This is a genomic window from Streptomyces sp. NBC_00670 (assembly GCF_036226765.1).
In the GTDB taxonomy this organism is placed as follows: Bacteria; Actinomycetota; Actinomycetes; order Streptomycetales; family Streptomycetaceae; genus Streptomyces.
Genome location: NZ_CP109017.1, coordinates 5832048 through 5858168, shown reverse-complemented (window position 1 = coordinate 5858168; position 26121 = coordinate 5832048). Strand labels below are relative to the sequence as shown.

Annotated in this window: 21 protein-coding genes; 7 read left to right on the top strand and 14 right to left on the bottom strand. The window is 71.9% G+C overall.

What is annotated here, in order from left to right; translation table 11 throughout:
* Position 1: 1 nt before the first annotated feature.
* Entirely contained in the window at positions 2-1462 is a 1461-nt protein-coding gene (gene hemG, locus OIE12_RS25905; protein ID WP_329139251.1) for a protoporphyrinogen oxidase, read from the bottom strand.
* Between the two features lie 479 nt (positions 1463-1941).
* On the opposite strand from hemG, the gene OIE12_RS25900 reads away from it, so the two are divergent.
* On the top strand, positions 1942-2949 hold the full coding sequence (locus OIE12_RS25900; RefSeq protein ID WP_329139249.1) for a DUF4349 domain-containing protein: 1008 nt from the start codon (positions 1942-1944) through the stop codon (positions 2947-2949).
* A 79-nt stretch (positions 2950-3028) separates the two neighbouring features.
* A complete protein-coding gene (locus OIE12_RS25895) occupies positions 3029-4438 on the top strand; it encodes an FAD-dependent oxidoreductase (protein WP_329139247.1) in 1410 nt (469 codons plus the stop codon).
* Positions 4439-4479: 41 nt separating this feature from the next.
* On the opposite strand, the gene OIE12_RS25890 is transcribed toward OIE12_RS25895, so the two are convergent.
* Complete coding sequence (locus OIE12_RS25890) at positions 4480-4830, bottom strand: hypothetical protein (RefSeq protein ID WP_329139245.1); 351 nt, start codon at positions 4828-4830, stop codon at positions 4480-4482.
* 102 nt (positions 4831-4932) lie between these two features.
* Between OIE12_RS25890 and OIE12_RS25885 the strand changes: the two genes are divergently transcribed.
* Positions 4933-5751 carry a rhomboid family intramembrane serine protease gene (locus OIE12_RS25885; RefSeq protein WP_329139243.1) on the top strand — a complete coding sequence of 273 codons (819 nt, stop codon included), beginning with the start codon at positions 4933-4935 and terminating at the stop codon, positions 5749-5751.
* A 31-nt stretch (positions 5752-5782) separates the two neighbouring features.
* On the opposite strand, the gene hemE is transcribed toward OIE12_RS25885, so the two are convergent.
* A complete protein-coding gene (gene hemE, locus OIE12_RS25880) occupies positions 5783-6859 on the bottom strand; it encodes a uroporphyrinogen decarboxylase (protein ID WP_329142215.1) in 1077 nt (358 codons plus the stop codon).
* 212 nt (positions 6860-7071) lie between these two features.
* On the opposite strand from hemE, the gene OIE12_RS25875 reads away from it, so the two are divergent.
* The 3 genes from OIE12_RS25875 (at position 7072) to OIE12_RS25865 (ending at position 10203) form a co-directional block, all read left to right on the top strand.
* Complete coding sequence (locus OIE12_RS25875; RefSeq protein ID WP_329139241.1) at positions 7072-7740, top strand: DUF3000 domain-containing protein; 669 nt, start codon at positions 7072-7074, stop codon at positions 7738-7740.
* Between the two features lie 364 nt (positions 7741-8104).
* Positions 8105-8761, top strand: coding sequence for a response regulator transcription factor (locus OIE12_RS25870; RefSeq protein WP_030381366.1), 657 nt, complete (start codon positions 8105-8107; stop codon positions 8759-8761).
* A gap of 155 nt (positions 8762-8916) precedes the next feature.
* The gene (locus OIE12_RS25865) at positions 8917-10203 is read left to right on the top strand and encodes a ribonuclease D (protein ID WP_329139239.1); all 1287 of its coding nucleotides are present in this window, start codon (positions 8917-8919) and stop codon (positions 10201-10203) included.
* A 205-nt stretch (positions 10204-10408) separates the two neighbouring features.
* Here the strand turns inward: OIE12_RS25865 and OIE12_RS25860 are convergent, their stop codons facing one another.
* The 3 genes from OIE12_RS25860 to OIE12_RS25850 form a co-directional block, all read right to left on the bottom strand.
* Positions 10409-12538, bottom strand: a complete 2130-nt coding sequence (locus OIE12_RS25860) for a 3-hydroxyacyl-CoA dehydrogenase NAD-binding domain-containing protein (protein ID WP_329139237.1) — start codon at positions 12536-12538, stop codon at positions 10409-10411.
* Positions 12535-13761: a thiolase family protein gene (locus tag OIE12_RS25855; RefSeq protein WP_329139235.1), complete on the bottom strand. Its 1227-nt coding sequence runs from the start codon at positions 13759-13761 to the stop codon at positions 12535-12537. The genes OIE12_RS25860 and OIE12_RS25855 overlap by 4 nt, the downstream gene beginning before the upstream one ends.
* Positions 13762-13913: 152 nt before the next feature.
* Complete coding sequence (locus OIE12_RS25850; RefSeq protein WP_329139233.1) at positions 13914-14933, bottom strand: hypothetical protein; 1020 nt, start codon at positions 14931-14933, stop codon at positions 13914-13916.
* 80 nt (positions 14934-15013) lie between these two features.
* Between OIE12_RS25850 and OIE12_RS25845 the strand changes: the two genes are divergently transcribed.
* Positions 15014-15409, top strand: coding sequence for an NTP pyrophosphohydrolase (locus OIE12_RS25845; protein WP_329139230.1), 396 nt, complete (start codon positions 15014-15016; stop codon positions 15407-15409).
* A gap of 72 nt (positions 15410-15481) precedes the next feature.
* On the opposite strand, the gene OIE12_RS25840 is transcribed toward OIE12_RS25845, so the two are convergent.
* The 8 genes from OIE12_RS25840 to OIE12_RS25805 all read right to left on the bottom strand — a co-directional run bounded on the left by OIE12_RS25840 (position 15482) and on the right by OIE12_RS25805 (position 26121).
* Positions 15482-16966: an amino acid permease gene (locus OIE12_RS25840; RefSeq protein ID WP_329139228.1), complete on the bottom strand. Its 1485-nt coding sequence runs from the start codon at positions 16964-16966 to the stop codon at positions 15482-15484.
* Positions 16967-17154: 188 nt separating this feature from the next.
* Positions 17155-19086, bottom strand: a complete 1932-nt coding sequence (dxs, locus tag OIE12_RS25835) for a 1-deoxy-D-xylulose-5-phosphate synthase (RefSeq protein WP_329139226.1) — start codon at positions 19084-19086, stop codon at positions 17155-17157.
* 174 nt (positions 19087-19260) lie between these two features.
* Positions 19261-20562, bottom strand: a complete 1302-nt coding sequence (locus OIE12_RS25830; RefSeq protein ID WP_329139224.1) for a sugar ABC transporter permease — start codon at positions 20560-20562, stop codon at positions 19261-19263.
* Positions 20559-21350 (bottom strand): ATP-binding cassette domain-containing protein, encoded by a 792-nt coding sequence (locus OIE12_RS25825; protein ID WP_030381680.1) that lies wholly within the window; start codon positions 21348-21350, stop codon positions 20559-20561. The genes OIE12_RS25830 and OIE12_RS25825 overlap by 4 nt, the downstream gene beginning before the upstream one ends.
* Positions 21351-21589: 239 nt before the next feature.
* Positions 21590-22696 carry a substrate-binding domain-containing protein gene (locus OIE12_RS25820; protein ID WP_329142213.1) on the bottom strand — a complete coding sequence of 369 codons (1107 nt, stop codon included), beginning with the start codon at positions 22694-22696 and terminating at the stop codon, positions 21590-21592.
* A gap of 133 nt (positions 22697-22829) precedes the next feature.
* On the bottom strand, positions 22830-24029 hold the full coding sequence (locus OIE12_RS25815) for an ROK family transcriptional regulator (RefSeq protein WP_329142211.1): 1200 nt from the start codon (positions 24027-24029) through the stop codon (positions 22830-22832).
* A 236-nt stretch (positions 24030-24265) separates the two neighbouring features.
* Entirely contained in the window at positions 24266-25189 is a 924-nt protein-coding gene (locus OIE12_RS25810) for a carbohydrate ABC transporter permease (RefSeq protein ID WP_329139221.1), read from the bottom strand.
* Between the two features lie 5 nt (positions 25190-25194).
* Positions 25195-26121, bottom strand: coding sequence for a carbohydrate ABC transporter permease (locus OIE12_RS25805; RefSeq protein ID WP_030381676.1), 927 nt, complete (start codon positions 26119-26121; stop codon positions 25195-25197).

Here is a 26121-nt window from a genome sequence, read left to right as displayed (position 1 = left end):
CCTATTCTCCTGCTCCTGCCCGGGCACTCGGCACCGGGTGCGCGGTGAGTTCCCGCACTCCTGCGAGATGGGCGCCGAGCCGCTCCACGGCGGCGTGGGCGCTCGCGACGCACGCCGGGATGCCGACGCCGTCGTACGCCGCTCCGCAGACCGCGAGGCCGGGCAGGGCGGCGAGGCGCGCGCGGACGCGGGCCACGCGCGCGTGGTGGCCGACCGGGTACTGCGGCAGGCCGTCGTCCCAGCGGGTGACCCGGGTGGCGACGGGCTCGGCCGCGAGGCCGGTCGCCGCGCGCAGGTCGCGCCGGGAGAGCTCGACGAGGCCGGTGTCGTCCCGGCCGAGGATCTCCGTCTCGCCGTAGCGCCCCACCGAGGTGCGCAGCACCAGCAGTTCGGGGTCCTCCTCGGCGATCCAGCCCCACTTGCGGGAGGCGAAGGTGGCGGCCTTGATGGCGCGGCCGTCGACCGGGGGCACCAGGAAGCCGCTGCCCTCGGGCAGTGCGGTGTCCCGGCGGCGGTAGGCGAGGGTGATCAGCGCCATGGAGGCGTACTCGACGCCGGACAGCTCGGCCGCGGCGGCGGGCGCCTCGGCGCGCAGCAGCGTGGCGGCGGGTCCGGCGGGCAGGGCCACCACCACGGCGTCGGCGGCCAGTTCCCGCTCCCCCGCGGTGACCCGCCAGCCGTCGGCGGTGCGGCGCAGCGCGGTGGCGGGAGTGTGGGTGGCGATCTCGCCGCCGCGGGCCCGTACCGACTCGGCGACGGCGAGCGGCAGCCGGCCGACCCCGCCCTCGATGCCGGTGAACACCGGGCCGCCCTGCTTCGGGGCGGCGGTCGTACGGTCCTGGATCTCGCGGACGGCCGCCGTCAGGGAGGTGTGGGTGCGGGCGGCGTCGAAGAGCTGGGGGACGGCGGAGCGCATCGACAGCCGGTAGGCGTCGCCCGCGTAGACCCCGCCGAGGAGCGGTTCCACCAGGCGGTCGACGACCTCGCGGCCGAGGCGGGCCGCCACGTACTCCCCGACGGCCACGTCGTCGCCGATCTCCGTGGGCGGCAGGTCGGCGTCCCGTTCGATGCGGGCGAGGCCCTCCGGGGAGAGGAGCCCGGACAGCGCGGCGGCCGTGCCGGGGACGCCCATGACGTGGCCCTTGGGCATGGGGCGCAGGGCGTCGCGGGTCCAGATCGACGCGGAGGCGGTGGCGGGCGGTGTCAGGCGGCCGCCGAGGCCGACCTCGCGGGCGAGGGTGACCGCCTCGGGGCGGCGGGCCAGTATCGACTCGGCGCCGAGGTCGACCCGGACGCCGGCGATCTGGCCGGGCAGCAGCTTGCCGCCGACACGGCCCGCGGCCTCCAGGACCGTCACCCGCGCGCCGCGGTCCAGCAGCCGGTGCGCGGCGGCCAGTCCGGCGATCCCGCCCCCTATGACGACGACATGCCCGGCCTGCGCACGGGCCTCCTCTGCGCTCATGCCTCCACCCTCTCAGACCCCACCGACAACCCGGTCCGCCCCCTTCGCCGCGGGGCCGTTCCGCGCGGGGAAGGGGCCGGCCGGCCCGCGGCACCGGGGCCGCTCGGCCCCACGGAGCGCGCCCGTCCGGCCCTTGGGCCCCGCGCCGGGGGCCCGGCCACCCCAGTACCGGCGGCCCCGGGGGCGGCCCCCGACCGCCACCGGCGCCCCCGGCCCGCTGACCGCCGGGCAGTACCCGTTCACCGGCCGACCCGCCATCTGGCCCGGCCCCGCCCGGCGCCCGGCCAGGGTCCATCGGCGGAGCCCGGCCCGGGCCCCGTCCCCGGGCGGGGCCCGGGGGCCGATGCCACCGTCATCCGCCCCGGTGTCCGGGTCGAGGCCGGACCGTGATGGGTTCGGTACGCCGGGCGGCCAACGTTCGCGGGGGGACGTACGTCGAAGTAGCAACCGGCACGTCGACACCCCCGGGGGGCTCCCAGATGCGTACCAGCTCACGTTCACGTTCCGCACACCAGCGTGCCCGGCGCCCTCGCCGGCTGCCGGCGGTGGCGCTGCTGGCTGCCGCGCTCGCGCTGGCCGGGTGCAGCGCCGGCTCCGGCGACTCCGGCGCGGGCGCGGCCGGCGACAAGGCCGCCGCGTCCGGCGCGGAGGCGCAGCGGCAGGGCGCGGCCGGCAGCGGCGCCGCCAAGGGCGACGCGGCGGGCGCCGGCACCGCCGCCCCCAAGGCACCGAAGCTCACCGCCGGCAGCATCGTCCGCACCGCCTCCCTCACCGTCCGGGTCAAGGACGTGTCCAAGGCGCTCGGCACCGCCCGTACGGCCGCCGAGGACGCGGGCGGCTACGTCGGCGACGAGACCACACGCCGGGACGGCGACGGTCACGAGCACACCCGCGTCGTGCTCCGCGTGCCGACCGAGAAGTACGACGAGGTCCTCGGCGACCTCCAGGGCACGGGCGTCCTGCTCCACCGCACCGCCAAGGCGGAGGACGTCACCGACCAGGTCGTCGACGTGGACAGCCGGGTGAAGTCGCAGCGCGCCAGCGTCGCCCGGATCCGCGAGCTGATGGACCGGGCGGACGAGCTGAGCGACGTCGTCACCCTGGAGAGCGAACTCAGCAGCCGCGAGGCCGATCTGGAGGCGCTCCTCGCCCAGCAGGCCTCCCTGAAGGACCGGGTCGGCCTCGCCACCATCACGCTCTCCCTCACCGAGGCCCCGGCGGCGGCCCAGAAGGCGGCCGCGGACGACGACCCCGGGTTCCTGGACGCGCTCGCCGGCGGCTGGGACGTCTTCCTGACCCTGCTGCGCTGGATCGCGCTCGCCGTCGGCGCGCTGCTGCCGTTCGCCGCGGTGATCGCCCTGGGGGCGCTGGTCTGGACGCGGCTCGTCCGCCCGCGCCTCCCCCGCCGCCCCGCCCCGGCGGCGGCCCCCGCCACCGCCCCGGGCACCCTGCCGACGGCGCCGCCCGTCCCCGGCGACGGCGACTGACGCCCGCGCATCCCGCGGAGGGGGACCGGCCGTCCGGCCCGCCGCACGGCCGACTCCCCCGCCCCCGTAGCGTGTTCGCATGAGCATGAGTGGCACGCGCCCGGACGGCGGCGGCAGGGAACGACTGGTCGTGATCGGCGGCGACGCGGCGGGCATGTCCGCCGCGTCGCAGGCGCGCCGCCTGCGGGACCCGGACCGCCTGGAGATCGTGGCGTTCGAGCGCGGCCACTTCACCTCGTTCTCGGCGTGCGGCATCCCGTACTGGGTCGGCGGCGACGTCACCGACCGGGACGACCTGATCGCCCGGACCCCCGAGGAGCACCGGGCCCGCGACATCGACCTGCGGATGCGTACCGAGGTCACGGAGATCGACGTCACGGGCGGCAGGGTCCGCGCACGGGACGCGGACTCCGGGGCCGAGTCCTGGACGTCGTACGACAAGCTGGTGATCGCCACGGGCGCCCGCCCCGTCCGCCCCGAACTGCCCGGCATCGACGCCCCCGGGGTGCACGGCGTGCAGACCCTGGACGACGGCCAGGCCCTCCTCGACACGCTCGCCGCGACGAAGGGCCGGCGCGCGGTGGTGGTCGGCGCCGGGTACATCGGCGTGGAGATGGCGGAGGCGCTCCTCAACCGCGGCTACGAGGTGACCGTCCTCAACCGGGGCGCGGAACCGATGGCCACGCTCGACCCCGACATGGGCCGCATGGTGCACGACGCCATGGCGGGCATGGGCATCACCATGGTGAACGACGCCGAGGTCACCGAGGTGCTCACCGGTGACGACGGCCGGGCGCGGGCCGTGGTGGCCGGGGGCACGGAGTACCCGGCGGACGTCGTGGTGCTGGGCATCGGCGTGCGCCCCGAGACGGCGCTGGCGCGGGCGGCCGGGCTGCCGCTGGGTGCGCACGGCGGGCTGCTCACCGACCTCGCGATGCGGGTGCGCGGATACGAGAACATCTGGGCGGGCGGCGACTGCGTCGAGGTCCTCGACCTGGTCTCGGGCAGCGAGCGGCACATCGCGCTGGGCACCCACGCCAACAAGCAGGGCCAGGTCATCGGCACCAACGCGGGCGGCGGCTACGCCACGTTCCCGGGGGTCGTCGGCACGGCCGTGAGCAAGGTCTGCGCGCTGGAGATCGCCCGCACCGGGCTGCGGGAGAAGGACGCGCGGCGGGCGGGGCTGCGGTACGTGGCGGTCACCATCGAGTCGTCCAGCCGCGCGGGCTACTACCCGGGCGCGGCCCCCATGACGGTGAAGATGCTCGCCGAGCGCCGCACGGGCCGGCTCCTCGGCACGCAGATCGTCGGCCGCGAGGGGGCCGCGAAGCGGGTGGACGTCGCCGCGGTCGCCCTCACCGCGGGCATGACGGTCGAACAGATGACGGCGCTGGATCTGGGCTACGCCCCACCGTTCTCCCCGGTCTGGGACCCGGTCCTGGTAGCAGCCCGCAGGGCGACGACGGCGGTCCGGGAGCAGGGCGCCTGAGAGCGCGCGGTTCCCCGCGCGCCCCCGAGCTCCAAGGCGCCCTACGCGGACTCCCCGCTCCCGTTCACCCGCTCGCCGCCCGTCCGCACCGGCTCCGCCGGCGGCCTCGGCGGCAGCGAGGACACGGACGCGGAGGAGACGGGCGCCGCGGAAGCGGAAGACGCGGCCGGCGCCGCCGCCGACGTGGTGCGCGCATGCGCCGCCCCCCGCACCGACCGCAACCGATGGCTGACCGCCTCGTCCAGCGTCACCGGCCGCTGCGTCTGCGCGGCGAGCCGCCCCGCCTCCTGGCCGAGCCGGGCGACGTCCTCCCACGGCAGACGCAGCACGAGCGCGATCTCCGCCTCGCCGTCGGGCAGGGCGTGCATCGCCGGGATGGCTCGGTCGTTCATCGTTCGTTCCTCACGTCGTCCCTGGACGGTCGAGGAGTCATACGCACGGGCGGACGGCCGCGTTCACCGGTTCGCCGGGCCCATCCCGGGCAGAACTTACCTGTGGTGATCCCCGTCCATGACGTCAACCCGGCGCGCCGCACGCCCTATGTGACGTATGCGCTCATCGCGGTCAACTTCCTGGTGTTCCTGTTCACCCCCGGCCTGTCGGGCTCGGTGGTCGGGCAGAGCGACGTGGCGCAGCTGTGCCATCTGCAGGCGTTCCTGGACCACTACGCGGCGGTGCCCAGAGAGCTGATCCACCACCAGATGCCGCATCTCGTGCCGACGGGCGAGGTGGCCGGGGGGCCGCACGGCACGGCGTGTCTGGCGGCGCCGCCGGACTACGACAAGTCGCCGCCGCTGTCGGTGTTCACGGCGATGTTCCTGCACGGCAGCTGGCTGCACCTGCTGGGCAACATGCTGTTCCTGTACATCTTCGGCAACAACATCGAGGACCGCCTCGGGCACGTCAGGTTCACGCTGTTCTACCTGGTGTGCGGTTATGCGGCGGCGTACGGCTACGCGCTGGTCAACGAGAGCTCGGGCGATCCGCTGATCGGGGCGTCGGGGGCGATCGCGGGGGTGCTCGGCGCCTATCTGGTGCTGTATCCGAAGGCCAGGGTGTGGGTCCTGGTGCCGTTCCTGATCTTCCTGCCGCTGCGGCTGCCCGCGTGGCTGGTGCTGGGCTTCTGGTTCGTGCTGCAGGCGGTGTACTCGTCGGGCGGCGGCGTCTCCGACGCGGGCACGGTGGCGTACGCGGCCCACGTGGTCGGCTTCCTCGTCGGCATGGCGCTGGCCTGGCCGCTGCGGCCGGGCACCCCGCCACCGCCGGAGCCGCGCCGGCTGCTGTTCGGCAGACAGGCGCGGCACACGTGGTGAGCCGTTCCGTCCCTGGGGTGTGGGCGCGGGGTCAGCGTGCGGTGTGGGTGTGCACGTAGTCCACGACGCGGGTGAGCGCGTCCGGGTCGGTGGTCGGGGGCACACCGTGGCCGAGGTTGAAGACGTGGCCCTCCAGGCCGGCGGCCGCGTCCAGCACCTCCTGGGTCCTGGCCTCCACGGCCTGCGGCGTGGCGAACAGGGCCGCGGGGTCCAGGTTGCCCTGGAGCGCCTTGCCGGGGCCGACGCGGCGGGCGGCCTCGTCGAGCGGGACCCGCCAGTCGACGCCGACGACGTCCGCGCCGGCCTCGCCCATCAGGCCGAGCAGCTCACCGGTGCCGACGCCGAAGTGGATGCGCGGGACGCCGTACCCGGCGACGGCCTCGAGCACCTTGGCGGAGGCGGGCAGCACGGAGCGGCGGTAGTCGGCGGGGGCGAGGGCGCCGGCCCAGGAGTCGAACAGCTGGACGGCACAGGCGCCGGCCTCGATCTGCACCTTCAGGAAGGCGGAGGTGATCACCGCGAGGCGGTCGAGGAGGTCGGCCCAGAGCTGCGGGTCGCCGTACATGAGCGCCTTGGTGTGCTCGTGGTTGCGGGACGGGCCGCCCTCGACGAGGTAGCTGGCGAGGGTGAAGGGCGCGCCGGCGAAGCCGATGAGCGGGGTCGGGCCGAGCTCGCGGACGAGGATGCCGACGGCCTCGGTGACGTAGGAGACGTCCTCGGGAGTGAGGTCGCGCAGCTGGGCGAGGTCCGCGCGGGTGCGGATCGGCTGGGCGACGACGGGGCCGACGCCGGGCTTGATGTCGAGGTCGATGCCGATCGCCTTCAGCGGGACGACGATGTCGCTGAAGTAGATCGCCGCGTCGACGTGGTGCCTGCGGACCGGCTGGAGGGTGATCTCCGCGACCAGCTCGGGCCGCGTGCAGGACTCCAGCATCGGGATGCCCTCGCGCACCTTGCGGTACTCCGGCAGGGACCGGCCGGCCTGCCGCATGAACCACACGGGGGTGTGCGGCACGGGCTCCCGCCGGCACGCCTTCAGGAAGGCGGACTCCTTGACGGCGGGGTCGGTCACTGACGGCTGGCCGCCCGTCACGGGGCGTTCGTCCATGGCACTCACACGCCCCAGTCTCCCATGCGCGGCTCCCGCGGAACGCCGGGGGCCGCGCCCCCACCCGCCCACGCGCACGTCCGGGATCGAAGGGGCGGAGCCCCTGGTGGACGGGAAGGGCGAGGGCGGCGGGGGCGCAAAAGCGCCGTAGGACACCGCCGCCCGGGTGTCCCTCCCGGCACGAGCCCGCACTTCCCCTTAATCTTCCCCGCATGGCTGCGGCTCAGGGACGACTGTCGGACGACGCTGGCGGAAGGGACGACGCGACGGAGGAGAACCGTAAAGCGATGCAGACGGCCCCGCCCCCCTTCCGCGCGGCCGTCGAGGCCCTGCGCACCGCCCGGCTGCGACCGGAGATCGAGCTCTCCGCGACCCCGGCCCCCCGCCGGCTCGCCCCCCACGCCCACGCCCTGGAGGCCGCCGTCGTCGAGGGCGACGACGACCTGGCCGACGGCCGCCTCGTCCTCCTCCACGACCCCGCGGGCCACGACGCCTGGCAGGGCACCTTCCGCCTGGTGACCCTCGTCCGCGCGGAACTGGAACCGGAGATGGCCGCCGACCCGCTGCTCCCGGACGTCTGCTGGACCTGGCTGACCGGCGCGCTCCAGGGCCGCGGCCTGTCGTACGGCGAGCCCAGCGGCACGGTCACCCGGGCGAGCTCGCACTACTTCGGCGGCCTGGGACAGCGTCCCGCCGCCTCGCAGATCGAGATTCGTGCCTCCTGGACGCCCCGCGAGGGCCTCGGCGGGGTCCCGGACACCGCCGCGCACCTCGCCGCCTGGGGCGATCTGCTCTGCCAGGTCGCCGGCCTGCCGCCGGCCGGGCCGTCCGACGCCTCCGTGGTGACCCTCCCGCAGCGCCGGGGCCCCCAGCCCCGCTGACGCCCACCGCTCCGCCCCCGAAAAGAGCCGCACGCTTTCGTGCGGCTCTTCTTTCGTGTGCGCCCGCGCACCGTCGGCACGTCACGTCACCCCACCCGGCACCTCAATTTGTCGATATGACACCTCACGTTTTGTCGATACGACCACTTTCCGACAGCTATCGACTCGCCAGCGACCCGATTCGATCTTCGGGTGATCGATCGCGCGTCCGAATTGCACGGATTGTTACTCACCACATCGTGATCATTCTCTAAAGGAACCCCCCGTCACTGCCGAAGACGACTGTGACCCTGAAAGCACGGTTCGTCCCGGCTTAAACCCCGAAGCCGGCCCCGTCCCCACCCCCCACCTCCCAGGAGGCCTGGTGTCCGTTCTCCTCGAGCAGCCCGCAAGCCTGGTCGCCTACCGCCCCAACAAGCCGACCGCCATGGTGGTCGTGGCCGACCCCCGGGTCCGTTCCACCGTCACCCGCCATCTGTGGGCGCTCGGAGTGCGTGACGTCATCGAGGCGTCGTCCGTGGCGGAGGCCCGTCCCAGAATCGGCAACCCGCGCGACATCTGCGTCGCCGACGTCCACCTCCCCGACGGCTCCGGCCTGACACTGCTGTCGGAGACCCGCGCCGCCGGCTGGCCCAACGGCCTCGCCCTGTCCGCCGCCGACGACATCGGCGCCGTCCGCAACGCCCTGGCCGGGGGCGTCAAGGGCTACGTCGTCACCGGCACGCGCACCAACCTCGGGCTCCCCGCCCGGCCCGGCGTCTCCCCCCTCGGCGCCACCCGTATGCACCGCCGGCCCCCGGGCGCCCCGAGCCACCCGGGCGGCTACCGCGAGCTGTCCGGGCGTGAGGTGGAGGTGCTGCGGCTGGTCGCGGAGGGCCAGTCGAACAAGGCGATCGGCGTCTCCATGGGCCTGTCCGCGCTCACCGTCAAGAGCCATCTGGCCCGCATCGCCCGCAAGCTCGGCACGGGCGACCGGGCCGGCATGGTGGCGGTGGCCCTGCGCACCGGGATCATCCACTGACCGGCCGACCGACGGCACGGCCACCCGGACCCCCGACCGGAAAGTCACCCGGAGGACCGGTCCCGTCCCGTACCTGACCGGTTTACGCCCCTCCCGCACCCGCCGACGGAACGTTCCGTCGGCGGGTGCGGTGCATCCACGGATACCCTTGACAGGTGACCGACGCCCAAGAGACCGCAGCAGACAGCCCCCTGCGCACCGCGGAGGGCGCCCCTCCGGACACCGACGGAGCCGCTGCGGCTCAGGCACCGGTCCCCTTGCTCGAGCCCCGCGAGGGCATTCCGCCGGTGATCGCCGACGAGGCCGCGCTCGCCGAGGTGGTCGCCGCCTTCGCCGCCGGCAGCGGTCCCGTGGCCGTCGACGCCGAGCGCGCCTCCGGCTACCGCTACGGCCAGCGGGCCTATCTGGTCCAGCTGCGCCGCGAGGGCGCCGGGAGCGCCCTGATCGACCCCGTGGCCTGCCCCGACCTCTCCGCGTTCGGCGCGGCGATCGCCGACGCCGAATGGGTTCTGCACGCCGCCACCCAGGACCTGCCCTGTCTCCGCGACATAGGCATGCGCCCCACCCGTCTGTTCGACACGGAGCTGGCCGGACGGCTGGCCGGTTTCCCCCGGGTCGGGCTCGGCGCCATGGTGGAGAACGTCCTCGGCTTCGTCCTGGAGAAGGGCCACTCCGCCGTCGACTGGTCGACCCGCCCGCTGCCCGAGCCCTGGCTGCGGTACGCCGCGCTCGACGTCGAGCTGCTGGTCGACCTGCGCGACGCGCTGGAGAAGGAGCTGGACCGCCAGGGCAAGCTGGAGTGGGCGTTGGAGGAGTTCGACGCGATCGCCTCCGCGCCGCCCGCCGAGCCGCGCAAGGACCCCTGGCGGCGGACGTCCGGGATGCACAAGGTGCGCCGGCGCCGGCAGATGGCGGTGGTGCGGGAGCTGTGGCAGACGCGGGACCGGATCGCGCAGCGGCGGGACGTGTCGCCGGGCAAGGTGCTCGGGGACGCGGCGATCGTCGAGGCGGCGCTCGCCCTGCCGCCGAACGTGCACGCGCTGGCCGGGCTGAACGGGTTCGGGCACCGGATGGGGCGGCGGCAGCTGGAGCAGTGGCAGAGCGCGGTGGACCGGGCACGGGCGTTGCCGGAGGCGGAGTTGCCGCAGCCGGGGCAGGCGGTGACGGGGCCGCCGCCGCCGCGGGCGTGGGCGGACAAGGATCCGGCGGCGGCCGCGCGGCTGAGTGCGGCGCGGGCGGCTGTCTCGGCGCGGGCCGAGGAGCTGAATCTGCCGCCGGAGAATCTGATCACTCCGGATACGGTGCGGCGGGTGTGCTGGGAGCCGCCGCGGGTGGTGGACGGGGAGTCCGTTGCGGGGGCGCTCGCGGGGTATGGGGCGCGGGCGTGGCAGGTGGGGTTGGTGGGGCCGGTGCTGGTGGAGGCGCTGCGCTCCGCGGGTTGAGCGGGTCCCTTGCCGGCCCGCATCCGACCGACGAGATCACGCCAAGATCTTTGACCGGGAGGGTGGGGGTGCGCGTGGGCGGTTTTCGCCCCCGCCGCCCCTTCCCGTCCCAACCCGGGGGCAAGCCCCCGGACCCCCGAAAGGATTGCGCAGTTCCCCGCGCCCCTGTCAGGGGCGCGGGGAACTGCGCAATCCTTGGCCGGGGTTACGCCGGGACGCTGGCCAGGCCCGGGGCGAGGAAGCGCGCGCCGTTGACCCGGGCGGAGACGCCCTCGCGGTCCAGGTACGGGGTGATGCCGCCCAGGTGGAAGGGCCAGCCCGCGCCCGTGATCAGGCAGAGGTCGATGTCCTGCGCCTCGGCCACGACACCCTCCTTCAGCATCAGCCCGATCTCCTGGGCCACCGCGTCCAGGACCCGCGCCCGCACCTGCTCCTCCGTCAGCACGACGTCACCCTGCTTGAGCAGCGCGGCGACCTCCGGGTCCAGCTCCGGCTTGCCGCTGTCGTAGACGTAGAAGCCGCGCTTGCCCGCCTCGACGACCGCCTTCAGGTTCGGGGAGACCGTGAAGCGCTCGGGGAAGGCCCGGTTCAGGGTTTCCGAGACGTGCAGACCGATCGCCGGGCCGACCAGCTCCAGCAGGACCAGCGGGGACATCGGCAGGCCGAGCGGCTCCACCGCCTTCTCCGCCACCGGCACCGGCGTGCCCTCGTCGATGACGTTCTGGATCTCGCCCATGAAGCGGGTCAGGATCCGGTTGACGACGAACGCCGGGGCGTCCTTGACCAGGACGGCCGTCTTCTTCAGCTTCTTGGCCACCGCGAACGCCGTCGCCAGCGAGGCGTCGTCCGTCTGCTCGCCGCGGACGATCTCCAGGAGCGGCAGGACGGCGACGGGGTTGAAGAAGTGGAAGCCGACGACCCGCTCGGGGTTCTTCAGCTTCGACGCCATCTCCGTCACCGAGAGGGAGGAGGTGTTGGTCGCCAGGATCGCGTGCGCCGGGGCGACCGCCTCGACCTCGGCGAACACCTGCTGCTTGACGCCGATCTCCTCGAACACCGCCTCGATGACGAAGTCCGCGTCCGCGAAGCCCTCGGCCTTGTCGAGGACGCCGGTGACCAGGGCCTTGAGCCGGTTGGCCTTGTCCTGGTTGATGCGGCCCTTGCCGAGCAGCTTGTCGATCTCGGCGTGGACGTAGCCGACGCCCTTGTCGACGCGCTCCTGGTCGATGTCGGTCAGTACGACCGGCACCTCCAGGCGGCGCAGGAACAGCAGCGCGAGCTGGCTGGCCATCAGGCCGGCGCCGACCACGCCCACCTTGGTGACCGGGCGGGCCAGGTTCTTGTCCGGGGCGCCCGCGGGGCGCTTGCCGCGCTTCTGGACGAGGTTGAACGCGTAGATGCCGGAACGCAGTTCGCCGCTCATGATGAGGTCGGCGAGCGCCTGGTCCTCGGCGTCGTAGCCCTGCTGGAGGTCGCCGTTCTTGGCGGCGGCGATGATGTCGAGGGCGCGGTAGGCGGCCGGGGCGGCACCGTGCACCTTGGAGTCGGCGATGAACCGGCCCTTGGCGACGGCCTGGTCCCAGCCCTCGCCGCGGTCGATCACCGGGCGGTCGACGGCGATCTCGCCCTTGAGGACGGCCGCCGTCCAGATCAGCGACTGCTCCAGGAAGTCGGCGCCCTCGAACAGCGCGTCCGCGATGCCGAGTTCGTAGACCTGGGCACCCTTGAGCTGCTTGTTCTGGTTGAGGCTGTTCTCGATGATGACGGAAACGGCCTTGTCGGCGCCGATCAGGTTCGGCAGCAGGGTGCAGCCGCCCCAGCCGGGGACCAGGCCGAGGAAGACCTCGGGGAGGGAGAACGCGGGGAGGGCCGCGGAGACCGTGCGGTACGAGCAGTGCAGGCCGATCTCCACGCCGCCGCCCATCGCCGCGCCGTTGTAGTACGCGAAGGTCGGCACGGCGAGCTGGGAGAGCCGCTTGAAGACGTCGTGGCCGCCCTTGCCGATGGCGAGCGCGTCCTCGTGGCTGCCGAGCAGTTCGACGCCCTTGAGGTCGGCGCCGACGGCGAAGATGAACGGCTTGCCCGTGACGCCGACGCCGACGATCTCGCCGTCCGCGGCCTCCTTCTCGACCTGGTCGATCGCCGCGTCGAAGTGCGCGAGCGACTGGGGGCCGAGGGTGGTCGGCTTGGTGTGGTCGTGCCCGTTGTCGAGCGTGATGAGCGCGAAACGGCCGGCGCCGAGGGGCAGGTCGAAGTGGCGTACGTGCGCCTGCGTGACGACCTCGTCCGGGAAGAGCTCGGCGGCGCGCTTCAACAGGTCGGCGGTGGTGCTCACTTGTCGCCTCCGGCGTTCTCGAAGTGCGGGTTCTCCCAGACGACCGTCGCGCCCATGCCGAAGCCGACACACATGGTGGTCAGGCCGTAGCGGACGTGCGGCTGGTCCTCGAACTGGCGGGCCAGCTGGGTCATCAGCCGGACGCCGGAGGAGGCCAGCGGGTGGCCGAAGGCGATGGCGCCGCCGTACTGGTTGACGCGGGCGTCGTCGTCGGCGATGCCGTAGTGCTCCAGGAAGGCGAGGACCTGGACGGCGAAGGCCTCGTTGATCTCGAACAGGCCGATGTCGGAGATGGACAGGCCCGCCTTGGCGAGCGCCTTCTCGGTGGCCGGGATGGGGCCGTAGCCCATGACCTCGGGCTCGACGCCCGCGAAGGCGTAGGAGACGAGACGCATCTTGACGGGGAGGTCGTGTCCGCGGGCGAACTCCTCGCTCGCGATGACGGAGGCGGTGGCGCCGTCGTTCAGACCTGCCGCGTTGCCGGCGGTGACCCGGCCGTGCACGCGGAACGGGGTCTTGAGGTTCGCCAGGTTCTCCAGCGTGGTGCCCGGGCGCATCGGCTCGTCGGCGGTGACCAGGCCCCAGCCGGTCTCGCCGCCTTCAGGGCTGGTGCGGCGTACGGAGATCGGCACCAGGTCGGCCTGGATCTTGCCGTTGGCGTACGCCTTGGCGGCCTTCTCCTGGGAGCGCACGGCGTACTCGTCGGCGCGCTGCTTGGTGATGCTCGGGTAGCGGTCGTGCAGGTTCTCCGCGGTCATGCCCATGAACAGGGCGGACTCGTCGACCAGCTTCTCGCTCACGAACCGCGGGTTGGGGTCGACGCCCTCGCCCATCGGGTGGCGGCCCATGTGCTCGACGCCGCCGGCGATGGCGACGTCGTACGCGCCGAACGCGACCGAGCCGGCCACCGTGGTGACGGCGGTCAGCGCGCCGGCGCACATGCGGTCGATGGAGTAACCGGGCACCGAGGTGGGCAGCCCGGCCAGGATGCCGGCGGTACGGCCGATGGTGAGGCCCTGGTCGCCGATCTGCGTGGTGGCGGCGACGGCGACCTCGTCGACCTTCTGCGGGTCCAGGCCGGGGTTGCGGCGCAGCAGCTCCCGGATCGCCTTCACGACGAGGTCGTCGGCGCGGGTCTCGTGGTAGATGCCCTTCGGGCCCGCCTTGCCGAACGGGGTGCGGACGCCGTCGACGAAGACGACGTCCCTGACGGTACGAGGCACGATGGCTCTCCTCCAGGGTGCGTGATGGCACTGCCGCGGCACGCTGAGCGTGCGCTCAGACTCTATGCTACTTACCGGTAACCCACCTGCCCAGCCCCCTCGCCACGAGCGTCAAAGGTCACACCGGCGGGCGCCAAGGGGCGCGGGGCTGTCTAGAACGTCCGCCATGCCTCCAACGCAAGCCCCGCCTCCGCCTTGCGACGCGTCACCCGCAACTCCCCCGTCGCCGGCGACAACGTCGCCGCGACGACCCGTCCCGCCTCGTCCTCCGCGAGCGCGACCTCCGCGTCCGCCCCCACCGCGTCCCCCGACTCCGTCCACCACGCCCCCGCCGACTCCTCCTCCGCCGGATACGCCGCGAAGGCCACCCGCCCGCTCCCCGCCGCCCGCTGCGCCAGCAATGTGCAGGGGTGACCGTCGAGTTCACATCCCACCGCCGCCACCGGCCCCGGCCCCACCGCCGGCAACAACACCCTCGGCTTCCCCCCGGAACGCCACGCGCACAGATTCCCGTGCTCGTCCCCGAAGAACACGGTGACGTGCTCGTCGGAGGTCGCGAGCGCCCGCAGCGTCCCCGGCCGCACCGGAATCCGCAGCGAGTCGTCCGGCACCGGCCGCGCCCCCGCCTTCGGCTGCCGCCAGCACACGATCCCGCCCGGCACGGTGCCGTACGCCTCCACGAGCCCCGCCCGCGTGGTCACCGCCACCAGGTCGTCGTGCAGCTCGCGGCCCTTGAGGTCGCGCCACGGGTCCCAGCCACCCTTCTCCTTCTGGGCGACCATGCTCAGCCCGCCGCCCTTGTTGCGGACGAAGACGTGCGCACGGCCCTGCGCGTCGACGGCCACGGCGGGCACTCCGGTGACCTTGCCGTTCTTGTTGGGGTGGCCGATCGGCGTCCAGTCCAGGGCGGCCAGCGCGGGCCGGAAGTGCGTGGAGTGCACGAGGCCGGACTCGCCGCGGACGGTGGGGCGCCAGGAGACGAGGTGGGCGTAGCGGTCGTCGCCCTGCCCCACGGCGAGGACGCGGTGCAGTTTCTGGTCGCCGCCGACCCGGCGAGGGGCGTCCCAGGTGCCGGAGGGGACGGTTTCCGCCCGGCAGAGGACGGAGTCGTCGGAGAGTTGGTAGACGCTGAGCCGGCCGTCGCGGCCGCGGAGGAGCCAGTCGCCGTTCACGGACTCACTTTATGACGTGCGGGGGTGGGGGCCGGTGGGAGGGGCCGGTGGTGGTGGGGGGCGCGTGCGACGCTTCTCCCATGGCCGAGTTGAGTGTGCCCCTTGTTGTCATCGATGCCGCGAATGTCGTCGGGTCCGTGCCGGACGGGTGGTGGCGGGATCGGCGGGGAGCGGCTGAGCGGTTGCGGGACCGGCTGGTGGGGTGTGCGGAGGCGGGGGTCGCGGGGTGGGCGGGACCGGTGGAGGTCGTGTTGGTGGTGGAGGGGGCGGCGCGGGGGGTCGCGTCCGTGCCGGGGGTGCGGGTGGAGGCGGCGGCGGGCAGTGGGGACGACGCGATCGTGGAGGTGGTGGCGGGGGTGGCTCCCGGGCGGCCGTGTCTGGTCGTCACGGCGGACCGGGAGTTGCGGCGGCGGGTGGGGGTGCTCGGGGCGGAGGTGGTGGGGCCGCGGGCGGTGCGGGGTGGGGGCGCCGGGTAGTTCTCCGCCCCCGCCGCCCCTGCCCTTCCCGTCCTTTCGCGCGGTTCCCCGCGCCCCTGCCCCCGGGCGCCCCTAACCCTCCCGCTTCGCCTGTGCCAAGCGGCTGTGGCTGCGGCCGTAGAGGAAGTAGACCGCGAAGCCGATGACCATCCAGATGGCGAAGCGGAGCCAGGTTTCCGCGGGGAGGTTGAGCATCAGCCAGAGGGAGGCCAGCACCGAGAGGATGGGGACGATCGGGACCAGCGGGGTGCGGAAGGAGCGCTCCAGGTCCGGGCGGGTGCGGCGCAGGATGACGACGCTGATCGCGACGACGATGAACGCGAACAGGGTGCCGATGTTCACCAGCTCGGCCAGTTCGCTCAGGCTGGTGAAGCCCGCGACGATCGCGATGATCACGCCGAGCAGGATGGTCGGCCGGTAGGGCGTCTTGAAACGCGGGTGGGTGTGCGAGAAGAAACGCGGCAGCAGGCCGTCGCGGCTCATCGCGAAGAACACCCGGGCCTGGCCGAGCAGCAGGATCATGCACACGGTGGTCAGGCCGACGGCGGCGCCGAAGCTGATCAGGCCCGCGAACCAGGGGTGCCCGGTGGCCTTGAAGGCGTCGGCGAGCGGGGCGTCGATGGAGAGCTTGGTGTACTTCTGCATGCCGGTGACGACGATCGACACGGCGACGTACAGCGTGGTGCAGATGATCAGGGAGCCGAGGATGCCGCGCGGCACGTCACGCTGGGGCACCCGGGTCTCCTCGGCGGCGGTGGCGACGACGTCGAAGCCGATGAAGGCGAAGAAGACGACGGACGCGGCGGTGAAGATGCCCATGACGCCGAAGTTCGAGGGCGCCCAGCCGAAGATGAGCTGGATGAGTGGCGCCTTGAGGTTGCCGCCCGCCTCCACCGGCTGCTCCGGCGGCACGAACGGGTCGTAGTTGCCGCCGTGGATGAAGAAGGCGCCCGCGATGATGACGACGAGGACGACGGCGACCTTGATGGCGACGACGACCGTGGTGACGCGCGCCGAGAGCTTCATGCCGAGCACGAGGATGGCGGTGAGGACGAGCACGAGCAGCGCGGCGAGGATGTCGAAGCCGAATCCGGAGGCCCCGTCCCGCCCGCTGAGCGCCTCCGGCAGGTGCCAGCCGGCGTTGTCCAGCAGTGAGTGGATGTAACCCGACCAGCCGACGGCCACCACCGCCGTGCCAAGGGCGAGCTCCAGGACGAGGTCCCAGCCGATGATCCAGGCGGGGAACTCGCCGAGGGAGGCGTAGGAGAAGGTGTACGCGGAACCCGCGACCGGGACCGTGGAGGCGAACTCGGCGTAACAGAGCGCGGCGAGCGCGCAGACGATTCCGGCCACGACGAAGGAGAGGGAGACCGCGGGGCCCGCGGTGTTCTTCGCCGCCGTGCCGGTCAGGACGAAGATGCCGGTGCCGATGATGACCCCGACGCCGAAGACGGTCAGATCGAGGGCGGAGAGGGATTTTCTGAGTGCGTGCTCGGGTTCCTCGGTGTCCTTGATGGACTGCTCGATGTTCTTCGTCCGGAAGAGGGTGTTGCTCACTGGCATACCTCCCACACTCGTCGTCCCCGGTCCGCCCGGCATGCACTGATCGGGGCGGGGCGTACATGCGTATGCCCCGGTGTGGCCGGATTCACGCGAAGGAGCCGGTCTCCCCACCGTAAAGGCGGGGAGACCGGCTCGCTCCTCGTGCGTGGGTCGTTCGCGTGGGGTCTGCCCTGGTGCGCGGGTCAGTCCCGTGCCGGTTCCTCCACCGGCTCGGCCTCGGCGGTGGGCCGTTCGAAGCGGCCGTCGAGCTTGGAGACGAGCCCGGTGACCTGGCGGGCGATGTCCGGCGCCGTCAGCCCGATCTCGGCCATGACCTCGGCGCGCGAGGCGTGGTCGAGGAAGCGCGGCGGGATGCCGAAGTCGCGCAGCGGCACGTCGACGCCCGCGTCGCGCAGTGCCTGGGCGATCGTGGAGCCGACGCCACCGACGCGGGAGTTGTCCTCGACGGTGACGACGACCCGGTGGCGCTCGGCGAGCGGGGCCATGGCCTCGTCGACCGGCTTGACCCAGCGGGGGTCGACGACGGTGGTGGAGATGCCCTGCTTGTCGAGGAGCCCGGCGATCTCCAGGCACATCGGGGCGAGCGCGCCGACGGAGACCAGCAGCACGTCGGGCCGGTCGGTGCCGGGCTCGCGCAGCACGTCCATGCCGCCGACGCGGCCCACGGCGGGCACGGCGGGGCCGACGGCGCCCTTGGAGAAGCGGACCACGGTGGGCGCGTCCTCGACGGCGACGGCCTCGCGGAGCTGGGCGCGGACCTGGTCGGCGTCGCGCGGGGCGGCGAGCCGCAGCCCGGGGACGACCTGGAGGATGGACATGTCCCACATGCCGTTGTGGGAGGCGCCGTCGGTGCCGGTGATGCCGGCCCGGTCCAGGACGAAGGTCACGCCGCACTTGTGCAGCGCGACGTCCATCAGCACCTGGTCGAAGGCGCGGTTGAGGAAGGTGGCGTAGACGGCGAAGACCGGGTGGGCGCCCGCGTGCGCGAGGCCGGCCGCGGAGACGGCGCCGTGCTGCTCGGCGATGCCGACGTCGTAGATGCGGTCGGGGAAGGCGTCCGCGAACTTCTTCAGGCCGACGGGCTGGAGCATGGCGGCCGTGATGGCGACGATGTCGTCGCGCTCGGTGCCGAGCCGGACCATCTCGTCGCCGAAGACGGAGGTCCAGTCGGCGCCGGCGGCCTTGACCGGCAGGCCGGTGTCGGGGTGGATGGGGCCGATGCCGTGGAAGCGGTCGGCCTCGTCCGCCAGGGCGGGCTGGTAGCCGCGGCCCTTCTCGGTGAGGCAGTGCACGATGACGGGGCCGTTGAACCGCTTGGCGCGGGTCAGCGCGGACTCCAGGGCCTCGATGTCGTGGCCGTCGATCGGGCCGACGTACTTCAGGCCCAGGTCCTCGAACATGCCCTGCGGGGTGATGAAGTCCTTCAGCCCCTTCTTGGCGCCGTGCAGCGTCTCGTACAGGGGCCGGCCGACGACCGGGGTCCGCTCGAGGACCTCGCGGGTACGGGCCAGGAAGCGCTCGTAGCCGTCGGTGGTGCGCAGGGTGGCCAGGTGGTTGGCCAGTCCCCCGATGGTGGGGGCGTAGGAGCGCTCGTTGTCGTTGACGACGATGACGAGGGGGCGGTCCTTGGCGTCGGCGATGTTGTTGAGCGCCTCCCAGGCCATGCCGCCGGTCAGGGCGCCGTCGCCGATGACCGCGACGACGTGGCTGTCGCGCTTCTTGAGCTGGTTGGCCTTGGCGATGCCGTCGGCCCAGCCCAGCACGGTGGAGGCGTGGCTGTTCTCGATGACGTCGTGCTCGGACTCTCCTTGCGAGGGGTAGCCGGACAGGCCGCCCTTCATCTTCAGCCTGGAGAAGTCCTGGCGGCCGGTGAGCAGCTTGTGCACGTAGGACTGGTGGCCGGTGTCGAAGAGGACCTTGTCCTTCGGCGACTGGAAGACGCGGTGCAGGGCCAGGGTGAGCTCGACGACACCGAGGTTCGGGCCCAGGTGGCCGCCGGTCTTGGAGACGGCGTCCACCAGGAAGGTGCGGATCTCCTCCGCCAGCTCGTCCAGCTCCTCCAGGGTGAGCCGGTCCAGATCACGCGGTCCCCCGATGCGGGTCAGCAGCGGCACCCGTGCCTCCTTGCAGTAGAGCCGGCAGTTCCAGCCTTCGTGTGGCCCGTCGAGTCTAATGTTCGCCAAGGCCACCCGACGCCCACCCCCGACGCGGTACCCCCGCCGCGCCCCGGACATGCCTGTGCCCGGCACCGCGCGGGTGCCGGGCACGAGGGGTGACGACGCCGCGCGCTACGCGCGACCGGCGGTCTTCTGCGTCTTGCGGGTGACCGAGTCGATGACCACGGTGGTCAGCAGGACCGCCGCCGTGATCATGTACTTCACCGGCTCCGCGATGGACTCCAACTGCAGGCCGTACTGGATCGAGACGATCACCAGCACACCGAGCAGCGCGTTCCACGTGCGGCCGCGGCCGCCGAAGAGGGACGTGCCGCCGATGACGGCCGCGGCGATCGCGTTCATCAGCAGGTCACCGGTACCGGCGCTCTGGTTGGCGGAGGCGATCTTGGAGGCCAGGAAGAGGCCGCCGATCGCGGAGAACCCGCCGGCGATCGCGAAGACCGAGATCCGGATGAAGGTGACGTTGATGCCCGCACGCCGGGAGGCCTCGACGCTGCCGCCGAGCGCGAACACCTTGCGGCCGTAGCCGGTGCGGCGCAGCAGGAAGTCGCTGCCCACCAGGAAGGCCAGGAAGATCACCGTGGCCAGGGGCAGGCCCTTGTACTGGTTGTACATCGCGGCCGCGGCGAACGAGATCACGGCGAGCAGGACCGTGCGCAGCACGGTGTCGCTGAGCGGCCGGGACGGAACGCCCGCGGCCTCGCGGCGGCGGTTGCCCAGGAAGGAGCTGACGAAGAACAGCACGACCACGACGATGGCCAGGCCGTAGGCGGCGGCCACGTCCGAGAAGAAGTACGTGGTCAGCTTGCCGATGAAGCCGTCGCTGTCGAGGTTGATGGTGCCGTTCTCGCCGAGCACCTTCAGCATGAAGCCGAGCCAGAACAGCAGGCCGGCCAGGGTGACGGCGAAGGCGGGGGCGCCGAGCACCGCGAAGAAGAAGCCGTGCGCCGCGCCGATGGCCGCGCCGGCGGCGACGGCGAAGAGGACGGCGACCCACTCGGGCCAGCCCTGGTTGACCGCGAGGACGGCCGCGATGGCGCTGGCCGCGCCGCTGACCGAGCCGACCGACAGGTCGATCTCGCCGAGCAGCAGCACGAAGACGATGCCGACCGAGATCATGCCCGTGCCGACCATCGTGACGGAGATGTCACTGAGGTTCTGCGCGGACAGGAAGTTGGAGTTCAGGCTCTGGAAGACGATGCAGATGATGATCAGGCCGATGACGACGGGGATGGACCCCAGGTCACCGCCCTTGATCTTGCGCTTGAACTCGCCGATGTAACCGGCCAGGCCCTGCTCGCGGACGAGGAGGCGGGGGTCGACGGCGACATCGGCGCCGGCGGCCGCCTCGGGGTTCTCGACCGCTTCGGCGGTGTCCTTCGACACCGTCGCGGACGTCTTGTCGATGCTCACTTGGTGACCTCCCCGTTCGAGCGGGCCGCACGACGGGTGACGGCGTTGTCGGTGGCGCCCGTGATGGCGGAGATGATCTCCTCCTGCGAGGTCGACTTGACCTCGAAGACACCGTTGTTGCGGCCGAGCCGGAGAACGGCCACCTTGTCGGCGACGGCCTTGACGTCGGCCATGTTGTGGCTGATGAGGACCACGGCGAGGCCGCGCTCGCGCAGCCGCTCGACCAGGTCGAGGACCTGCGCGGTCTGCTCGACGCCGAGGGCGGCGGTGGGCTCGTCGAGGATGACCAGCTTGGGCTCGCCGAGCATCGAACGGGCGATCGCCACGACCTGGCGCTGACCGCCGGAGAGGGAGGCGATCGGGATACGGACGCTGGGGATGCGGATGGACAGCGTGTCCAGCAGCTCCCGGGAGCGCCGCTCCATCTCGACCTCGTCCAGGACGCCGAACCTCTTGACCTCGCGGCCGAGGTAGAGGTTGCCGACGACGTCGATGTTGTCGCACAGCGCCAGGTCCTGGTAGACGGTGGCGATGCCCAGCGCCTGGGCGTCGTGCGGTTTGCCGATCGACACGGCCTTGCCGTCCCACTCGATGACACCGTCGTCGATGGGGTGCACGCCGGCGATCGTCTTGACCAGCGTGGACTTTCCGGCGCCGTTGTCGCCCACCAGGGCGACCACCTCACCGGCGTGGACCTCAAGCTCTACGTCGGTGAGCGCCTGGACGGCACCGAACCGCTTGGAGACCCCGCGCAACGCCAGCACGGGCGTAGCGGACACGTGAACCATCTCCTTCGCCGCCTGACCCGGCGGAGAGGTTGTACAGAAGTTGGGGGGATTGTGATCCGTCCGGCGCCCCGCACGAGCTTGCGGGGCTGTTGATCACGGGGCGCCGGACGGAGTACCGGGGGCGTGCCCGTCCCCGTACGGCGGTCCGGGGGTGGACCCTCGTACGGGGTGGGGCGCGCTGTGCGTCGGGCCCGTGGGACCGCGGGGGCGGTCCTCAGTGGCCCTCGGCCGGCCGGGTGTTACTTGAGGCCGGCCTTGTTGCAGGCGTCCTTGTACTTGGCCGTGCAGATCTCGTCGAGCGTGTAGTAGCCGTCCTTGATGACGGTGTCCTTGATGTTCTCGGTGGTCAGCGAGACGACCGGGATGATGGCCGCGGGGATGCCCTTGGCGCTGTCGCTGTCGACCTTGGTCTTGGCGATGGAGTCCGTGCTCTCGCCCTTGGCCACGGCGACCGCCAGCTCGGCGACGACGTTGGCCTCCTGCGGGTAGGACTTGTAGACGCTCATGTACTGGTCACCGGTGAGGATGCGCTGCACACCGGCGAGCTCGGCGTCCTGGCCCGTGACCGGGACCTTGATGCCGGCGGCCTTGAGGGCGGTGATGGCACCGCCGGCCATGCCGTCGTTGGCGGAGTAGACGCCCGCGATGTTCTTCGCGCCGACGGCGGAGATCGCGGCCTCCATCTCGGAGTTGGCGTTGTCCGGCGACCACTCCTTGGTGTCGTACTCCTTGGCGATGGTCACCTTGCCGTCCAGGGCGGAGTGCGCGCCCTTCTTGAACTGCGCGGCGTTGGGGTCGGTGACCGAGCCGTTGATCATGACGATCTTGGAGGACTTCTTGGCCTTGTCGCCCATGCCCTTCAGCAGGGCCTCGCCCTGGGCCTTGCCGACCTGCTCGTTGTCGAACGAGGTGTAGCCGCTGATCGGGCCCTCGGCCAGGCGGTCGTAGGCGACGACCTTGATGCCGTTGTCCACGGCCTTCTGGATCGAGTTCTTGATGGCCTTGGAGTCCACCGCGTCGACGATGAGGACGTCCACCTTGTTGGTGATCATCGTGTCGACCTGCTGCGACTGCAGGTTCGCGTCCTGCCGCGCGTTGTTGTACAGGACCTTGGCCTTGTTGTTCGTGAGCTCCTTGATCTTCTTCTCGATCAGGGGCTTGTCGAACTTCTCGTACCGCGCGGTCTTGTTCTCCGGCAGGAGCAGGCCGACCGTGATGTTGTCGCCCTTCTTCGCCGCGGACGAGGAGTCGGAGGAGTCGCTGTCCTTGGACTCCTTGGCGCTGCCACAGGCCGCGAGAGAGACGGCCATGGCACCGGCGGCGACCGCGAAGGCGGCGCGACGCATACGCGTGTTCACTTCAGAAACCTCCCTGACGAGGCCGCGACGTTGCGGCCGAGGTGGCTGGAAGTCAACTCGGCCACACGTGCGGCGTCAAGAAGTAAATCCTTAACGAGATGGCAACGGTGCCATCCGTTCTCTAAGTGAAGGCAGGGGTGGCCACGGGGGCAGACCCGTCCAGAAGGGTCGAATCACCCATCTCACTGAGCGCGAGAGCGAGCGCTCCGAGCACCTCCGCACGGCCCCCGAGGGCCCCCGGAAGCACCGACAGATGCCGGGCGGCACTGGGGATGGCGTAGCGCCCCACGGACTCCCTTATGGGCCCCAGGACGAGCTCCCCGGCCTCGGCGAGATCGCCGCCGAGGACCACTCGGCTGGGGTTCAGCAGATTACAGAGATTGGCCACTCCGCTGCCCACGTGTCGGCCGACATCGGCGATGACCCGCCGGCAGCCCGGGTCGCCGTCCCGTGCCAGCCGGACGACGCCCTCCAGCGTGAGATCGGTGCCGTGGCTGGACCTCAGCAGCGGCAGCACGTAGCGCGCCGAGGCGAAGGTCTCCAGGCAGCCGCGGTTGCCGCAGCGGCAGACCGGACCCGACTCGTCAAGTGTAATATGTCCTATTTCGCCCGCCGTGCCGCCCGGACCCCGGTAGATCTTCCCCTGGATCACGAGGCCGGCCCCGACGCCGCTGGCGACCTTGATGTACGCGAGGTCCTTCACGCCCCGTCCGCTGCCCCAGACCAGCTCGCCCAGGGCGCCGAGGTTGGCGTCGTTGTCCACGTGCACGGGCACGCCGAGGCGCTCACGGAGCTCCTCGGCGGGGCGGGCGCCGGTCCAGCCCGGCAGGATGGCGGTGGAGCCCAGGGTGCCCGACTCCACGTCGATCGGCCCGGGCACGCCGAGGCCGACGCCGGCGATCTTGGCGCGGTCCACGCCGGTCGCCTCGATCAGCCTGCTGACGACCTCCTCGGCCCGGTCGAAGCCCTGGGGGGCGGAGGCGTCCACGTCCAGCGGTTCGGCCTCCTCGGCGAGCACCTGGTGGGCCAGGTTGCCGATGGCGACGCGCAGGTGGGTGTGGCCGAAGTCGACGCCGATGACGATGCCGGCGTCCCCGCTGAGCGAGACGCTGCGGGCCCGGCGGCCGCCGGCCGAGGTGGGGGTGACCTCGACCGTGCCGCCGTTCTTCAGTTCCCGCACGATGTTGGAGACCGTCGCCGCGGACAGACCCGTGGTCCTCGCGATCTCCGCCTGCGTGAGCGACCCGGCCAGGCGTACGGCACGTACGACCCGCTCCAGGTTGGCTCGGTGCAGCGACGACTGCGACCCTGGAGTCTCCACGACGACCTCCTGCGCGCGGGACCGCTTCGGCGAGGCCCCGTCCGTGTCCAACTAGTGAACTCTAAGCTGAGCCGTTCGGGTTGCCTCCCGTCAAGAGGTTGAACCGTTTCGACACGCGACCGGCCACCGGGGCGGGACACGCCGCGAAGCCGCCCCCGGGGGCCGGGGGCGGCGCGTCACGACGGTCGGGCGCCGGGGCGCTCGGCGGCGTTCTCCCTCTTCAGAGGGGGGTTCGGCTACTTCAGGGCACCCGCCGTCAGCCCCTGTACCACCTGCCGCTGGAAGACGATGTACGCCGCGAGGACCGGCAGCATCGCCATCACGAGGCCGGCGAAGAGTCCGGACCAGTCACCCTTGTAGCCCTGGCTCGCGGCGAGCTGGACCAGCCCCTGGGTGAGGACCCGCTTGTCGGGGTCGGTGTTGAGCACGGTGGGCAGCATGTACTGGTTCCACTGGCCCAGGAAGTTGAAGATTCCCACGCTGACCAGGCCGGGCTTGGCCATCGGCAGCATGATCTGGAAGAACGTACGGGTGTGCGAGGCACCGTCCACGAAGGCCGCCTCCGCCACCGACGTGGGCAGGGTACGGAAGAACGCGGTCAGGAAGAAGACCGTGAACGGCAGCGAATAGGCGATGTAGACCAGGATCAGTCCGTGAATCGTGTTCAACAGGCCCATGTTGTTCACCACGTAGAACAACGGGACCAGCGCGAGCATGATCGGGAAACTCATGCCGCCGATGAACAGGTAGTAGATGAACCGGTTGCCCGGGAATTCGAAGCGGGCCAGCACGTACGCCGCCATCGAGCCGAGCACCAGCGTGCCGATCAGTGAACCGCCCACCACCAGAATGGTGTTGAAGAAGTAATCGCCCATGTGGGCGTCGGTCCAGGCGCGCGACCAGTTGTCGAAGTGCAGCGTGTCCGGCAGCGCCCAGGGCGAGGAGAAGATGGACTTGTCGTCCTTGAAGGACGTCATCACCGCCCAGAGCAGCGGCATCACCACCATGACCGCCCACAGCACGAGCATGCCGTGCGAGAAGACGTTGAGGACACCGCCCTCCTTGCGCTCCTTGGGCGGCTTGGCGGCGGGGCGGTCGGCCCTGGTCACGGTGACACCGGACTCGGCCGGTACGGGGGCGGGGGTCTCGGTCGTCTTCATGGCTCTCAGAACTCCAGCCGCTCGCGCCGGCCCAGCCGCATCACGACCGCCGCGAACAGCAGCGTGACGACGAGCAGGGCGACACCGATCGTGGTTGCGTAGGCGGCCTGACCGTCACGGAAGGCCTTCTGGTAGACGTACAGGACCAGCACGGTGGTCGAATAGTCGGGACCGCCCGGTCCGGTCGTCATGATCTGTACGACCGCGAACGATTCGGCGCCGAGCGCGAGGATGCCCATGTAGACCCAGCCGGACTGCACGGTGTCCCACAGCAGCGGCAGGGTGATCCGGAAGAAGGTGCTCGCGCGGCCGGCCCCGTCCAGCAGCGCCGCCTCGTAGAGATCCGCCGGGATGGAGGCCATTCCGGCGGAGAAGAGGACGACGAAGAAGCCCACGGTGGACCAGACGAGCACCGCCATCACGCACCACAGCGCGAGGTTGGGGTCGCCCAGCCAGAGCGGCTGGAGGCTGTCGAGCCCGAGGCCGCGGAACACCGAGTTGATCGCCCCGCTGTCCGGGTTGTACGCGAAGGCGAACAGCAACGCCACGATGGCGATGGACAGCACCTGCGGGAAGAAGTACACGATCTTGTAGAACGAGGAGCCGCGCACCCCGGTGATGGCCGGACCGCCGCGGCGGCGCCGCCCGCCCACGTTGATCATGAAGGCGAGGAACAGCGCCAGACTGATCGTCACCACCGGCAGCAGCACCGCGAAGAGCAGGCTGTGCTCCAGCGACTTCCAGAAGATGTCGTCGTGGAACATCTTCGTGTAGTTGTCGAAGCCGACGGTCTTGAACTCGGGACTCAGGCCGGTCCAGTCCGTGAACGAGTAGTAGATGGACTGGATGAACGGCCAGATCACGAAGAGCGCGTACAGCCCCAGGGGCAGCGCGAGGAACCCCACGATGAACCGGTACTTGCCGTGCTGCAT